Origin of the sequence: Streptomyces sp. NPDC056835 (assembly GCF_042789485.1) — a bacterium.
GTDB lineage: Bacteria > Actinomycetota > Actinomycetes > Streptomycetales > Streptomycetaceae > Streptomyces.
This window is the reverse complement of sequence record NZ_JBHUBB010000005.1, coordinates 1-14,107: the sequence shown is the minus strand read 5'-3', so window position 1 is coordinate 14,107 and position 14,107 is coordinate 1. Positions and strand designations below refer to the sequence as shown.

Genomic DNA, 14,107 nt, shown 5'->3' with positions numbered 1-14,107 from the left:
ATGGGCGAGCCCACCCCAGCACCTCGATGGACGACCCCACCACCGCAAGGGGGCGCACCATGGAGCTGACACCGTCGGCCCACCGGGACACCTTCGCGCGCGACCATCTGCCGCCCGCGGACCAGTGGCCCCGGCTCCTTCCTCTGCCGCCCGCGCCGGACTCCCCCGGCCATCAGGGCCGGCTGAACTGCGCGGCCGAGCTGCTGGACCGTACGGTCGAACGCTTCGGCGCGGACCGGCCCGCCTTCCGCGTGCCCGACGGGGAGGTCTGGACGTACGGGGAGTTACGCGGGCGCGTCGACCGGATCGCCCATGTCCTCACCACCGATCTGGGCGTGGTGCCGGGTAACCGGGTGCTGTTGCGCGGGCCGACCACGCCCTGGCTGGCGGCCTGCTGGCTGGCGGTGCTCAAGGCGGGCGCGGTGGCCGTGACGGTACTGGCCCAACAGCGGGCGGCGGAGCTGGCCACCATGGGCGAGATGGCACGGATCGGCCATGCGCTGTGCGACATCAGGTCGGTGGACGAGCTGATCCGGGCGGAGATACCGGGGCTGCGGATCACGACCTATGGCGCGGACACACCGGACGATCTGCTGCGGCTGACGGACGACAAGCCGACGCGATACACCGCGGTGGAGACGGCGGCGGACGATGTGGCGCTGATCGCCTTCACGTCGGGGACCACTGGCCGGCCCAAGGGGTGCATGCACTTCCACCGTGATGTTCTCGCCATCGCCGACACCTTCTCGCGAGAGGTGCTGCGTCCCGGGCCCGACGACCTCTTCACGGGCAGCCCGCCGCTCGGGTTCACCTTCGGCCTCGGCGGTCTGGTGATCTTCCCGATGCGGGCCGGGGCCTGCGCGCTCCTGCTCGAACAGGCGCGGCCCGCCCAGTTGTTGGCGGCGATCGCCAGGCATCGGGTGTCGGTCCTGTTCACCGCGCCGACCGCCTATCGCCTGATGCTGGACGAGCTGGCCGCGCACCCGTACGACCTCTCCTCCCTGCGCCGCTGTGTCTCGGCTGGCGAGAATCTGCCGGCGGCCACCTGGCAGGCGTGGCGGGAGCACACCGGGCTGCAGGTCATCAACGGCATCGGGGCGACCGAGCTGCTGCATATCTTCATCGCCGCGGCGGACGAGGCGATCCGGCCGGGCACCACCGGGGTTCCCGTGCCGGGGTGGCAGGCGCGCGTCGTGGACCGCTCGGGCGCGCCGGTGTCCGACGGCGAGCCGGGACTGCTGGCCGTACGCGGCCCGGTGGGCTGCCGGTATCTGGCCGATCCACGCCAGAGTGAGTATGTCCGGGGCGGCTGGAATCTGACCGGCGACACATATGTACGGGAGCCCGACGGCTACTTCCGCTATGTGGCCCGCGCGGACGACATGATCATCTCGGCCGGGTACAACATCGCGGGCCCGCAGGTCGAGGACGCGCTGCTTGCTCATCCCGATGTGGTCGAGGCGGCGGTGGTCGGTCTGCCCGACGAACTGCGCGGCCAGATCGTCGCGGCGTATGTCGTGGTGCGCGACGGTGTGGAGCGAGGCGAGACGACCGCGGCGGCGCTGCGGGAGTTCGTCAGGGCGCGGCTGGTGCCGTACAAATGCCCGCGCGCGGTGGTCTTCCTGGACGCGCTCCCCCGTACCCCCACCGGTAAACTCCAGCGCTTCCGGCTGCGGGTACCGGGACCGGGACCGGCCCCCGACGGAGCCGGGGCCCTGTCCGAGAGGCCCTAAAGTGATCACGTGGCCGAGCAGCACACCCCCCGATCCCTGATCGTCACTCTGTACGGCGCGTACGGGCGCTCACCGGACGACACCCCACTCGCCGTGGCGGAGCTGATCCGTCTGCTGGGGGCCCTCGATGTGGACGCGCCGTCCGTACGCTCCTCGGTCTCCCGGCTCAAACGCCGCGGCCTGCTGGTCCCTGAGCGTACGGCGCGGGGCGCGGCCGGATACGCGCTGTCGGCCGAGGCGCGCCAGCTGCTCGACGACGGGGACCGCAGGATCTATACCGCACCCGCGCCCGAGCTGTCCGACGGCTGGGTCCTGGCGGTCTTCACCGTCCCCGAGTCCGAGCGCCACAAGCGCCATCTGCTGCGCTCCCGGCTGGGCAGGCTGGGCTTCGGTACGGCGGCGCCCGGGGTCTGGATCGCGCCGGGCCGGCTGTACGAGGAGACCCGGCACACCCTGCGGCGGCTGCGGCTCGACTCGTATGTCGATCTGTTCAGCGGGCGGCATCTCGGCTTCGAGGCGACGGCCGACGCCGTGGCCCGCTGGTGGGATCTGGACGCGATCGCCACCCAGCACGAGGAGTTCCTTGACGCGCACGAGCCGGTGCTGCGCGCCTGGGAGGGCCGGGGCTCGAACTCGGGCCGGGACCCGGACCCGGGCTCGGGCTCGGGCTCGGGCTCGGGCTCGGGCTCGGCCTCGGGCTCGGGCTCGGCCTCGGCCTCGGCGGAGGACGCCTACCGCGACTATCTGCTGGCCCTGGACTCCTGGCGGCATCTGCCGTACGCGGATCCCGGTCTGCCCGCCGAACTGCTCCCGAAGAACTGGCCGGGAGAGCGGTCCGCGGAGGTCTTCACCCGCCTGCACACCCGGCTGCGGGACAGAGGTCTGGCGTTCGTGGAGCGGCCGGTCACCGAAGAGTGAGGCGCGGCTTCGGGTCGTCGGTGCGGCCTGCCGGGGGTGTGCGGCTACCCGCGCGGTACGGCAGCGGCCACGGCGCGGCCGGGCCCTCGTACCCCTGGGCCGCGGCGGCGTGCAGTGTCCACTGCGGGTCGTGGAGATGAGGGCGGGCGAGCGCGCACAGATCGGTACGGCCCGCGAGCAGCAGGGAGTTGACATCGTCCCAGGACGAGATGGCCCCCACGGCGATGACCGGTACGGACAGGGTGTTACGGATCAGATCGGCGAACGGGGTCTGGTACGAGCGGCCGAACTCGGGCCGTTCGTCGGCGACGACCTGGCCGGTCGAGACATCGATCGCGTCGGCGCCGTGCGCGACGAAGGCGCGGGCGATCTCCACCGCGTCCTCGGGGGTGGTACCACCGGGCGCCCAGTCGGTGGCGGAGATCCGGACCGTCATGGGCCGGTCGTCGGGCCAGTCCGCGCGGATGGCGTCGAAGACTTCGAGCGGAAAGCGCAGCCGGGCGGTGAGCGAGCCGCCGTAGGCGTCGGTACGCCGGTTGGTCAGCGGGGAGAGGAAGCCGGAGAGCAAGTAGCCGTGGGCGCAGTGCAGTTCCAGTAGATCGAAGCCGCTGCGCTGGGCCCGTCGGGCGGCTGCTGTGAACTGTTCGCGGATCGTGTCGAGTTGACGGCGGTCGAGCTGGTGCGGGACCTCGCTGACACCGGGGCGGTACGGCAGCGGTGAGGCGGCGACGAGCGGCCAGCCGCCCGCGGGCAGCGGCTCGTCCATGCCCTCCCACATCACGCGTGTGGCGCCCTTGCGCCCGGCGTGTCCGAGCTGGACGCCGATGGCCGTCCCCGGTGACCGCGCGTGCACGAAGTCGGTGACACGGCGCCAGCCGTCGCCCTGTTCACGGTTGTAGAGACCGGCGCAGCCCGGGGTGATGCGGCCCTCCGGGCTGACACACACCATCTCGGTCATGACGAGTCCCGCGCCGCCCAGGGCGCGCGCGCCCAGATGCACGAGATGGAAGTCGCCGGGGACACCGTCCACGGCGGAGTACATGTCCATCGGCGAGACGACGACACGGTTGCGCAGGGTCAGCCCGCGCAGCCGGAAGGGCGTGAACATCGGCGGGGTGCCTGGCGGGCAGCCGAAGTCCCGCTCCACCGCCCGGGTGAAGCCCGGGTCGCGCAACCGCAGATTGTCATGGGTGACCCGGCGGCTTCGGGTGAGCAGCCCGAAGGCGAACTGGCGCGGCGGCTGATCGGTGTACGTGGCCAGCTCCTCGAACCAGCGCAGGCTGGCGGCGGCCGCGCGCTGGGTGGACTCGACGACCGGGCGGCGCTCGCTCTCGTACGCCGCGAGCGCGTCCGGCAGCTCGGGGCGCTCCTCGATACAGGCGGCGAGCGCGAGGGCGTCCTCGACGGCGAGCTTGGTGCCGGAGCCGATGGAGAAGTGGGCGGTGTGGGCGGCGTCGCCGATCAGGACCGTATTTCCGTGGCTCCAACGGTCGTTGACCACGGTGCGGAACGCGCTCCAGGACGAGGCGTTGGCGCGCAGCGGACGTCCGCCGAGCGCGTCGGCGAAGATCTCGGCGCAGCGTTCCGCCGACCGCCGCTCGTCGAGGTCGTCGAATCCGGCCGCCCGCCAGACCTCTTCGCGCATCTCGACGATGACCGTGCTCCGCGCGCCAGCGGCGCCGTTCGCGTAGGGGTAGCCGTGGAGTTGCATCACGCCGTGCTCGGTCTCGGCGATCTCGAAGCGGAACGCGTCGAGGGCGAAGTCGGCGGCGAGCCAGACATAGCGGCAGCGGTGGGTGGTGATCGTGGGGCCGAAGACCTCGGCGTGGGCCTCGCGGGTGAGGCTGTGGACCCCGTCCGCGGCGATCACCAGGTCGTACGCGGTGGCGAGTTCGGCGGCGGGCGGGGCCTCGGTGCGAAACCGCGGCCGTACGCCGAGGGACGCGCAGCGCTCGTGCAGGATCTCCAGCAGCCGGCGCCGGCCGAGCGCCGCGAAGCCGTGGCCGCCGGAGGTGAGCGTACGGCCGCGGTGCACGATGTCGATCGTGTCCCAGCGTACGAACTCGGCCTGGAGCGCCCGGTGGACGACGGGGTCCGCGTGCTCGATACCGCCGAGTGTCGCGTCGGAGAGCACGACGCCGAAGCCGAAGGTGTCGTCGGGTGCGTCGCGTTCCCAGACGGTGATCTCGCGGGCCGGGTCGAGCCGCTTGAGCAGGGCGGCGGCGTAGAGCCCGCCCGGTCCGCCGCCGATGACCGCGACGCGCGGGACGCGGGCCATCAGCGGCCCTGCCACTTCGGGGGCCGCTTCTCGGTGAAGGCGGCGTGGAACTCCCGGTAGTCCGCGCCGTTCATCAGCAACGCCTGGGTGGCGGCGTCCAGTTCGACGGCGGCGGCGAGCGGCATGTCGAGCTCGGCGGTGAGCAGGGCCTTGGTCTGCGCGTACGCGAGCGCCGGGCCGTCCGCGAGCCGGCGGGCCAGCTCGGCGGCGCGCGCGTCGGCCAGCCCTTCGCCGGTGAGTTCACTGATCAGCCCGATGCGTTCCGCTTCGGCGGCGGCCACCGGCTCGCCGAGCATCAGCAGCCGGGTGGCGTGCCCGAGCCCGACCACGCGGGGCAGCAGATAGGCCGCGCCCATGTCGCCCCCGGAGAGGCCGACCCGGGTGAAGAGGAAGGCGAAGCGCGCGGAGGGGTCGGCGATCCGGAAGTCCGCGGCGAGCGCGAGGACGGCGCCGGCGCCCGCGGCGACCCCGTGCACGGCGGCGATCACCGGGAAGGGGCACTCCCGGATCGCCCGGACCACCTGGCCGGTCATCCGGTTGAAGTCGAGGAGCCGGGCCGTGTCCAGGGCGAGGGTGGCGCCGATGATCTCGTCGACATCGCCGCCGGAGCAGAAACCGCGGCCCTCGCCGGCCAGGACGAGGGCGCGTACGGAGCGTTCCCGGGACAGCTCGGCGAGCAGATCGCGCAGATCGGCGTAGGCGCCGAAGGTGAGCGCGTTGAGTTTCGCGGGGCGGGCGAGGGTGACGGTCGCGACCCCGACGTCCCGGTCCCGGGTCAGTCGCAGATGGCGCCACTCCTCGGTGCGGGGCGCGGAGCCGGTGAACGGGCTCATGGAGTGCGACCTCCTTCGGCGAACCTCAGCGACCTCGGCGAACCTCGGCGAGCTTCGGACCCCGGCGAGCCGCGGACCTCGGCGAGCTTCAGCGCCACGAAACGGTATCACCCAAATATGACCGCCGTCACGAGTACGCGATACGCCCGTGACGGGTCCGCGATACGCCCGCGTCCCTTCCGTGACAATTCCGCGAGATTCCGCCCGTACGCCACCAAAGGTCCCGACAGGCAAGGGCCATTGGTCCCGTGCCGGGCAGGCAGGCGCCTCTTGTTAACCCGCTCACGCTCCGTATGGTTGAAGGTGATAACAATTACCCCCGCACCCCCCGGCCGTACGTGTGCCTTGATCGGATCACCCGCCATGCCAGAAGCCGCAGACTCCCCCTGGAGAGTCACGCTGCCCCACACTGTCGAAGCCGTGCCGATCGCGCGCGCTCTCGTCCGTGACGCTCTGGCACACCTGGAAGAGCCGACGCACAGCGACACGGCGGAACTGCTCACCGCGGAACTCGTGGCCAACGCCATCCAGCACACCCCGGGGAGCGATCCGATAGAGCTGGTCGTGGAGCTGCTGCCGACCGGCTGCCAGGTGGAGGTGCACGACTGCGACCCGGCACCGCCGGGCAATCTGTCGCACCCGGGGGCGATGCCGGACCCGTGGCAGGAGGGCGGCCGCGGCCTGCTGCTGATCAGTACGCTCAGCTCGGCCTGCGGCCACCGCACCACGGATCAGGGCAAGGCGGTCTGGTTCACGCTCCCGGCGGTCTGAGCCGCGCCCCGGGTCCTGGCCGCTCTGCCGGTTCCGGCCGCTCTACTGAGCCGCGCCGCTCTGCCGGTCCTGGCCGCTCTACTGAGCCGCGCCGCTCCCGGCCAGCGTCGCCACCAGCACCGCCTTGATGGTGTGCATCCGGTTCTCGGCCTCGTCGAAGACGACCGAGTGCTTCGACTCGAAGACCTCGTCGGTGACTTCCAGCTCCGTCAGACCGTGCCGCTCATGGATCTCCCGGCCCACCGCCGTGCCGAGGTCATGGAAGGCCGGAAGGCAGTGCAGGAACTTCACGTCGGGGTTGCCCGTCGCGCGCAGCACGTCCATCGTCACGGCGTACGGACCGAGCGCCACGATCCGCTCGTCCCAGACCTCCTTGGCCTCGCCCATCGACACCCAGACATCGGTGGCCACGTAGTCCGCGCCCGCCACGCCCTCGGCGATCTCCTCGGTGAGGGTGAGCCGTGCCCCGCTGACCGCGGCGGCCTCGCGGGCCAGGGCGAGGATGTCGTCCGACGGCCAGCAGGCCCGCGGCGCGACGATCCGTACGTCCATGCCCAGCAGCGCGCCGGTGACCAGGTAAGAGTTGCCCATGTTGAAACGGGCGTCCCCGAGATAGGCGAAGGCGATCTCCGTCAGCGGCTTGTCGGTGTGCTCGGTCATCGTCAGCACATCGGCGAGCATCTGAGTGGGGTGCCACGCGTCCGTGAGGCCGTTGAAGACCGGGACGCCCGCGTACGCGGCCAGTTCCTCGACGGTCTCCTGGGCGTCCCCCCGGAACTCGATACCGTCGAACATCCGCCCGAGCACCCGGGCGGTGTCCCTCGCCGACTCCTTCTTCCCGATGTGCGATCCGGCCGGGTCGATATAGGTGGTGGAGGCGCCCTGGTCCGCCGCCGCCACCTCGAAGGCGCAGCGGGTGCGGGTGGAGGACTTCTCGAAGATCAGGGCGATGTTCCTGCCGCGCAGCCGCTGGACCTCGGTGCCCGCCTTCTTCGCGGCCTTGAGTTCCGCGGCCAGTTCGACCAGGCCGCGGAACTCCCCGGCCGTGAAGTCCAGCTCCTTGAGGAAGTGGCGGCCTTCGAGGTGTATGGCCATGATGGCTGCTCCTGGGGCACGAGTCGCGAAGAGTGGCGAAGATACTGGACACTGGAACTATATACGACAACCTGCATCGCTATACGGCCCGCATCGTCGTATCACCCGACGGCACCCGACCCGGCCGGCCCCGCCAGGACCATCCCCATCACGGCCGTCCCCGGGTCGCTACACGGCGTCACGTTCCACCGGGCAGCTCATACAGCGCGGCCCGCCCCGCCCTCGGCCCAGCTCGCCGCCGGGGATCTCGATCACCTCTATGCCCTGTTTCCGCAAATGGGTGTTGGTGGTGACATTGCGCTCGTAGGCGACGACGACACCGGGCTCGACGGCGAGCACATTGCAGCCGTCGTCCCACTGCTCGCGCGCCGCCGAGTGCACATCCTGGGTGGCGGTCAGCACCCGGATGTCCGCCAGGCCCAGGGCCGCCGCGATGGCGCGGTGCATATGCTCCGGCGGATGGTCGGTGACCTTGAGCTCCCGGCCGTCGCCGCCCGGTTCGATGGTGTACGAGCGGAGCATGCCGAGGCCCGCGTACTGCGTGAAGGTATCGCCGTCGACCATCGTCATCACGGTGTCGAGATGCATGAACGCCCGCCGCTTGGGCATGTCGAGCGCCACGATCGTGGTCGCGGAGCCTGCCGCGAAGAGTCCGCGCGCCAGCATCTCGACCGCCTGCGGGGTGGTGCGCTCGCTCATCCCGATCAGTACGGCCCCCTTGCCGATGACCAGGACGTCACCGCCCTCGATGGTGGACGGGTAGTCGTCCTGCCCCTCCGACCAGTGGTGGAAGGCCCCGGCGGCGGACCCCGTGAACAGGGGGTGGTGCTTGTAGATCGCCTCGAAGTGCACGGTCTCGCGCTGCCGGGCGGGCCAGCGCATCGCGTTGATACTCACGCCGTCATAGATCCAGGCCGAGGTGTCCCTGGTGAAGAGATGGTTCGGCAGCGGGTCGAGCAGGAAGTCGTCCAGCTCCATCGCGTGGAAGCGAACGGACACCGGCTCCGCGTGCCGCTCCAGGTATTCCCGCTTGGTCATCCCGCCGACCAGCGCCTCGACCAGCCGGTCCGTGGGCAGTTCGTCGAAGATCGCCCGGAGATGACCGGTGGCGAGCGGACCGTACTCCTTCTCGTCGAACACCCGGTCAAGGACGAGCCGCCGGGCCGCCGGGAGGTCCAGGGACTCCCTCAGCAGATCGCCGAAGAGATGCACCTGAACCCCCCGGTCGCGCAGGAGCGCGGCGAACGCGTCGTGCTCCTCCTGGGCGCGGCGTACCCAGAGCACGTCATCGAAGAGCAGCGTGTCCTTGTTGCCGGGTGTGAGGCGTTTCAGCTCCAGATCGGGGCGGTGCAGTATGACGCGGCGCAGCCGCCCGGTCTCGGAGTCGACATGGAATCCCATGTCTCCCATCCTCACCGCGGGGAGCACGGTTCACCCGGCGAACGGGAGAGTCCGCCGTCAGAGCCGGGGGTCGACCGGTTCCGACTCCAGGGCCAGTACCGCGAAGACCGCCTCGTGGACCCGCCACAGCGGTTCGCCGTCCGCCAGCCGGTCCAGGGCCTCCAGACCGAGGGCGTACTCCCGCAGCGCCAGCGAACGCTTGTGGCCGAGGAAGCGGTTGCGCAGCCGCTGGAGATTGTCCGGGCGGGTGTACTCGGGACCGTAGATGATCCGCAGATACTCCCGGCCCCGTACCTTGACGCCGGGCTGCACGAGCCGGTCCTTGCCGTCCCGTACGAGCGCCCGGAGCGGCTTGACGACCATGCCCTCGCCGCCCCGCCCGGTCATCTCCAGCCACCAGTCGACTCCGCCGCGCACCGATTCCTCGTCGCCCGTGTCCACGATCAGCCGACGGGTGACCTGGAGCAGACCGGTCGGGTCGTGCTCGACCAGCCGGTCCAGCCAGGCCAGCTGCTGGTCGTGCGGGACCCCGGCGAGGCTCCGGCCCTGGACGGCGAGCAGCTGGAACGGTGCCAGGCGCACGCCCTCCAGCCCCTCCGTCGGCCAGCAGTAGCGCCGGTACGCCTCGGTGAACGCGGCCGCGTCGGCCGCCCGTTCACGCTGCGTGGCCAGCAGTCCCGCGGTCTCGACGCCCCGGGACGCGGCGGCTTCGAGCGCCGCCGTGACGGCGGGGAAGGCGGCCCCGGCGGCGGCGCCCACCGCGGCGTACTGGGTGCGCAGCAGTCCGGTGGCCTTCAGCGACCAGGGCATCAGCTCGGCGTCCAGCAGCACCCAGTCGGTGTCGAGTTCCCGCCACAGCCCGGCGGCGGTGACGGCGGTGCGCAGCCGGTCCAGGATCTCCTCGGTGACGGCCTCGTCGTCGAAGAAGGGCCTGCCGGTACGGGTGTGCAGCGCGCCGGTCGGCCCGGCCACGCCGAAGCGCTCGCGCGCCGCCGCGGCGTCACGGCAGACCAGCGCCACCGCGCGCGAACCCATGTGCTTCTCCTCGCACACGACCTGTCCGACGCCGTCGGCGCGGTACTGCGCGAACGCCTCGGCGGGGTGCTCCAGGTAGCCGTCCCGCTCGGAGGCGGCGGTGGGCGCCATGGTGGGCGGGAGATAGGCGAGCAGCCGCGGGTCGATCGCGAACCGGCTCATCACCTCCAGGGCCGCGGCCGCGTTCTCCTCACGTACCGCGAGGCGCGCCATGTGGCGGGTCTCCACGATCCGCTTGCCCCGCACATCCGACAGGTCGAGCGGACGGCCCTCCGTGCAGGCATGGCAAATCCCGTCAGAGATGTGGACTGGAGTTGCCGAACACGGCGGGGAACCTGGGGTCACACCGCCGAAGCGGGCCCCTGACCGGGGGCTGTGCCGCCCGGCTGCTCCCAGTGGAGCACGGGGGTTCACGCTGCGTCTATTTGCCTGTGGAGCAAGTCCGCTGAGGTCGTCGGCGGCCTCCCTGGGCACCTACGTGTCGTGATCGATCCCAACACGGGAGGTGACGGCCGGCGCGTACCTGGGGTCTCAACATGACTCCGGCCGTCCGGCGGCCTGGCCTGCGGTGCGGGCATACCCAGCGGCGGCCTCCCATGGGGTACGGGAGCGCACGAGACCCCGCCCGGGGCGTCCGGCCGTACCCGCCAGCACGAGGCCCGGAAAGACCCCACCGGAGCCCTCGGCCCAGATGACCCGTCAACGCGGTCCGGCTCCAGTAGAGTTGTCCGTGCGGCGAGCGGAGTGCCCGACACCTCCGTGAAGTTGAGTAGCCGGCCGTCCTTAGTTGATGGACCAGCTCGGACTGAATCGCAGGTAGGGAATTGGACCGCAGAAACGTCCGCGATCCCGAGCAAGCTTCCTCGGGACGTCATGCCAAAGCTAGGCGCTCAGCAGGGCGCACAGTAAGAGGGTGAAGGCTTCCTAAGTGAGCCCTGGTAAGGCACCGAGAGCCAGAAGTCGGCACGGCCTCAGCATGACCTCACGTTGTTCACGTGGTGGTCGGGCTGAGCGCTGCGTGCCAAGGTCCGAACCACCGGGAAGGTACTCGGACCGTTGAACCTCTCTCTCGGTATCAAGGTGCTGATCATCGTCATCTGCGCCTTGGTCTCCATCATCATCGGCATCGTGGCAGGGCTGCTCAAGTACACCCCCGCGACTCCCAAAGCTCCGGCCGTCCTCTTCGGCGGAGGCGCGTTCGGGGGCTCTCTGACGCTGTGTCTGCTCGTGATGAGTTCGCTCGGCGTGCTTTGAGCTGGGCAAACCCACAACGTCATCAAGGCGGGTTCAGCGCGCTCTTGGCCGCGTTGATGACGTTGTGGGCGTCGGCTCCGTACACGGCCGACTCGCTGAGGGTCTTCCAGACCTTCGAGTACAAGGCGATGTTGTCGGCGTCGTCCAACCACATCTCGGCGTGCCAGTCCTCGGCGACCACCAGGCGGTCATCAAGGACCCAGAAGCCGTTGGCGGGCACGATCTTGACGGACGCCGTGAACGGGATGATGCCCAGCTCGACCGTGTCCATCCCGAGCATGCCCGTAAGGCGGTCAAGCTGGGCGGCCAGCACCGAGGGCGGGCAGATCAGCGACCGCAAGGCGGCTTCCCACATCAGCACGTGCAGCTTGCGACCCGGCCGGTACAGCCACTCCTGCCGCTGCGCCCGGGAGCGCACGGCGGCCTCGATGTCGCTGGCTCCGCCCAGCAGCTCCGAGTACCGCTGGATGACATGGCGCGCGTACTCGGGGGTCTGCATCAGCCCGGCGATGACCGACTCTTCCCAGACCCACATTTCCGAGGTGCGGTCGATCTCCGCGCTCAACCCCTCGTGCATCGGCTTGAAGCCGTTCGCCAGCGCGCGACGCCATGACCTGATGTGCGACTCGAACCCGGCCAGCCGGGCGGCAAGCTCGGGGTACACGCCCGGCTGCTCGGTCGCGTCGGCCCACGCTTGCAGGTCCTCGGGGGTGGCCGTCTGTCTGCCGTTCTCCAGCTTGCTGACCTTGGAGCCTGGCCAGCCGAGCCGCTGGGCGAGCTGCTGACCAGTGAGCCGACCACCAGGGCAGGTGAACCGGAGTTCGCGCAGCCGTGTCCCCAGGGCCGCCCGTGCCTGTTGATAGTCAGTGCTCACCGGTCACGCGCGCTATTCGGTCGGGGCGAACTGATCGAACGGCACAGCGTGGTGCATCGCCGCGTCGCGCACGATGGCGTACCGCACGACCTCGGCCGGTTCGGTGATCGGCTCGATGTTCAGCAGGTTGTCGGCGTCGTCGAAGTGCAGCAGGGCGACCAAGCGCGAGTCGAAGATCCAGAAGTCTTCGGCGGGCAGGGTAGCCGCGTCCTCGCGCCACAGGTAGCGGATGTCCTCGCCGACAGCCGCGTTGTGCCGGGCGTAGTCGAGCAGGAAGAGCTGTTCCGTGGTGGGCGGGTTGTCGGCGACGCGCACACGGCCGACCGTCTTGCCGGCGTCCGTCTGGGCCTTGATGTTGACGAACCAGGGGTCGCTGAAGTCGCAGGGCGAGGAGCCGGTGTCCAGGAATGCCTGAAAGTCGCGGTCCTCGCGGTCGGACGCGTAACCGCGTCGCGTCTCCAGCCGCCAAGCGGTGTGCTTGAACGTCTCGAAGAGACGCCGAAAGGTGGCCCGGTCGACAAGCTCCGGCACCCGCTCCATCTCCTTCGGTCCCCAGTTCACGAGCAGTTCGCGCGGTACGGCCACCGCTGCCTCGTCCGGCCCGAAGTGCTGAAGCTGTGCGAGGTCTCCGGGGTCGGTGACCGGCGTGCCCTGAACGATGATCTCGCCGGTTCCCTCGTCCGTGTGCAGGGCGGGACAACCGTCGACCTTGCTGTCTGTGCCGGTGAAGCGCAACTGACGAGCCATGGACGCTCTCCCTTCCAGTGGTGTTGATCCAACAGCATGGCCGTGGGCCCAGCTCGGTTCTACCGGGTCAGGCAGGGTCCAGGAGAAAACACCAGCAACCTCGATGGGGCGTCGAGCAAAATCGAGAAAACAGCGTACCGCCAGCCAACTCCCGACTTCTAGCGTCCCGTTCATGGCTACGAAAAAACCGGACTTCGAGAAGCCAGCCACCACGCTCAGCCATGGCAACTTGCCCTATCCGGCCGGGACGTTGGTTCTGGACACGATCTCTGAACGCACGGGCCACCTGCCCGGCGTGATCGAGGAGCGCACCAAGGAGGGAAACAAGGTCGTCAGCCGACAGGCGTTCATGCGCCCGGAGGGTGGCGGCATCGAGTGGGACGTGCCCCTGGAGCGCATCAGGCCCGTCACTCCGTAGCTCCCGAAGCACGGCGCCCTGCCATCAACTACCGGATGGCAGGGCGCCGTTGTGTTTGATGACGTGGGCGCTGGTGGTAAACTCAGCCCAGCACGATTTCTTTGATAGTGATAGAGATCATTTTACGCGAACCTGATCGCCCTCATCGAGGAAGTCAGGACCATCCAAGCGTGGTAGCCCACGACGCACGGCTTGATCAAACTTGGATGGCGCGACCATATTGCTAACTTTACTTTTCTGATTTCACTTTATTGATCTTGATGCAAGGCGCCCCGCAGGAAGCGGGGCGCTCTTCGAGAACATCCGCGTGTCGCGTCAGCGCAGGTGTCTCGATCCAAACCCACGGGTTTGGATCGAGGACCTGCGTGCCCCGATCCAACCCCCTCACGGAAAGGTATGGATCGGTGGACGGCGCAGCCATCCTCTTCACTCTCGCCATCGCTGGCGTCTTTTCGATCGTCCTCTTCAGCCTGAAGGGGTTGCTCGACCAGCTTCCAGATGTGATCGACTCGGCCGGGCGAGCACGCGACGCGTGGCTACGGTTCAGAAAGCCACCGCTGCCCCCGGCGGACGACGAGGAGCCGCCCGCTGCCGCGTAGGCCCGTCGTGGGGTCTTCGTGGCTCTCCCTGGACATAGAGACGCCCCGCCGGTACTGGCGAATTCGAGGGGTCGTTGCAACACCGTGGTCGGTTGATCAGGCCGCGAGCAGTTTAGACAGGCGCTCGGCTGGGGTTTCCCAGCCGAGCGTT

At 69.8% G+C, this 14,107-nt stretch carries 12 protein-coding genes and 1 pseudogene; 6 read left to right on the top strand and 7 right to left on the bottom strand.

Annotated elements, in window-relative coordinates; all coding sequences use genetic code 11:
- Positions 1 to 59 precede the first annotated feature (59 nt).
- The gene (locus ACFRMN_RS07295) at positions 60 to 1,733 is read left to right on the top strand and encodes an AMP-binding protein (RefSeq protein WP_383014607.1); all 1,674 of its coding nucleotides are present in this window, start codon (positions 60 to 62) and stop codon (positions 1,731 to 1,733) included.
- Between the two features lie 9 nt (positions 1,734 to 1,742).
- Complete coding sequence (locus tag ACFRMN_RS07290; RefSeq protein ID WP_383014604.1) at positions 1,743 to 2,651, top strand: PaaX family transcriptional regulator C-terminal domain-containing protein; 909 nt, start codon at positions 1,743 to 1,745, stop codon at positions 2,649 to 2,651.
- On the opposite strand, the gene ACFRMN_RS07285 is transcribed toward ACFRMN_RS07290, so the two are convergent.
- Positions 2,638 to 4,929, bottom strand: a complete 2,292-nt coding sequence (locus ACFRMN_RS07285; RefSeq protein WP_383015278.1) for a bifunctional salicylyl-CoA 5-hydroxylase/oxidoreductase — start codon at positions 4,927 to 4,929, stop codon at positions 2,638 to 2,640. The two genes, ACFRMN_RS07290 and ACFRMN_RS07285, sit on opposite strands and share 14 nt — an antisense overlap.
- Complete coding sequence (locus ACFRMN_RS07280; protein ID WP_383014601.1) at positions 4,929 to 5,762, bottom strand: enoyl-CoA hydratase family protein; 834 nt, start codon at positions 5,760 to 5,762, stop codon at positions 4,929 to 4,931. Before ACFRMN_RS07280 ends, ACFRMN_RS07285 begins: the two co-directional genes overlap by 1 nt.
- Before the next feature lie 363 nt (positions 5,763 to 6,125).
- Here ACFRMN_RS07280 and ACFRMN_RS07275 point away from each other — a divergent pair, with 363 nt between their 5' ends.
- Complete coding sequence (locus tag ACFRMN_RS07275; RefSeq protein ID WP_383014598.1) at positions 6,126 to 6,533, top strand: ATP-binding protein; 408 nt, start codon at positions 6,126 to 6,128, stop codon at positions 6,531 to 6,533.
- Between the two features lie 78 nt (positions 6,534 to 6,611).
- Here the strand turns inward: ACFRMN_RS07275 and argF are convergent, their stop codons facing one another.
- From argF to ACFRMN_RS07260, 3 genes and pseudogenes are all read right to left on the bottom strand, one after another.
- Positions 6,612 to 7,628: an ornithine carbamoyltransferase gene (gene argF, locus ACFRMN_RS07270; protein ID WP_383014595.1), complete on the bottom strand. Its 1,017-nt coding sequence runs from the start codon at positions 7,626 to 7,628 to the stop codon at positions 6,612 to 6,614.
- Positions 7,629 to 7,796: 168 nt separating this feature from the next.
- On the bottom strand, positions 7,797 to 9,029 hold the full coding sequence (locus ACFRMN_RS07265; RefSeq protein WP_383014592.1) for an arginine deiminase: 1,233 nt from the start codon (positions 9,027 to 9,029) through the stop codon (positions 7,797 to 7,799).
- Positions 9,030 to 9,086: 57 nt separating this feature from the next.
- Positions 9,087 to 10,337, bottom strand: a pseudogene (locus ACFRMN_RS07260) (polynucleotide kinase-phosphatase); the annotation flags it as partial.
- Positions 10,338 to 11,120: 783 nt separating this feature from the next.
- Here ACFRMN_RS07260 and ACFRMN_RS07255 point away from each other — a divergent pair.
- Entirely contained in the window at positions 11,121 to 11,318 is a 198-nt protein-coding gene (locus tag ACFRMN_RS07255) for a hypothetical protein (protein WP_383014590.1), read from the top strand.
- A gap of 22 nt (positions 11,319 to 11,340) precedes the next feature.
- Here ACFRMN_RS07255 and ACFRMN_RS07250 read toward each other — a convergent pair whose 3' ends face one another.
- Both ACFRMN_RS07250 and ACFRMN_RS07245 read right to left on the bottom strand, forming a co-directional pair.
- The gene (locus tag ACFRMN_RS07250) at positions 11,341 to 12,192 is read right to left on the bottom strand and encodes a helix-turn-helix domain-containing protein (protein WP_383014587.1); all 852 of its coding nucleotides are present in this window, start codon (positions 12,190 to 12,192) and stop codon (positions 11,341 to 11,343) included.
- A 12-nt stretch (positions 12,193 to 12,204) separates the two neighbouring features.
- A complete protein-coding gene (locus ACFRMN_RS07245) occupies positions 12,205 to 12,939 on the bottom strand; it encodes a DUF6879 family protein (protein WP_383014584.1) in 735 nt (244 codons plus the stop codon).
- A 172-nt stretch (positions 12,940 to 13,111) separates the two neighbouring features.
- Between ACFRMN_RS07245 and ACFRMN_RS07240 the strand changes: the two genes are divergently transcribed.
- Positions 13,112 to 13,357, top strand: a complete 246-nt coding sequence (locus ACFRMN_RS07240) for a hypothetical protein (RefSeq protein ID WP_383014581.1) — start codon at positions 13,112 to 13,114, stop codon at positions 13,355 to 13,357.
- Positions 13,358 to 13,761: 404 nt separating this feature from the next.
- Positions 13,762 to 13,956, top strand: coding sequence for a hypothetical protein (locus ACFRMN_RS07235; protein ID WP_383014578.1), 195 nt, complete (start codon positions 13,762 to 13,764; stop codon positions 13,954 to 13,956).
- The last annotated feature ends 151 nt before the right edge of the window (positions 13,957 to 14,107 follow it).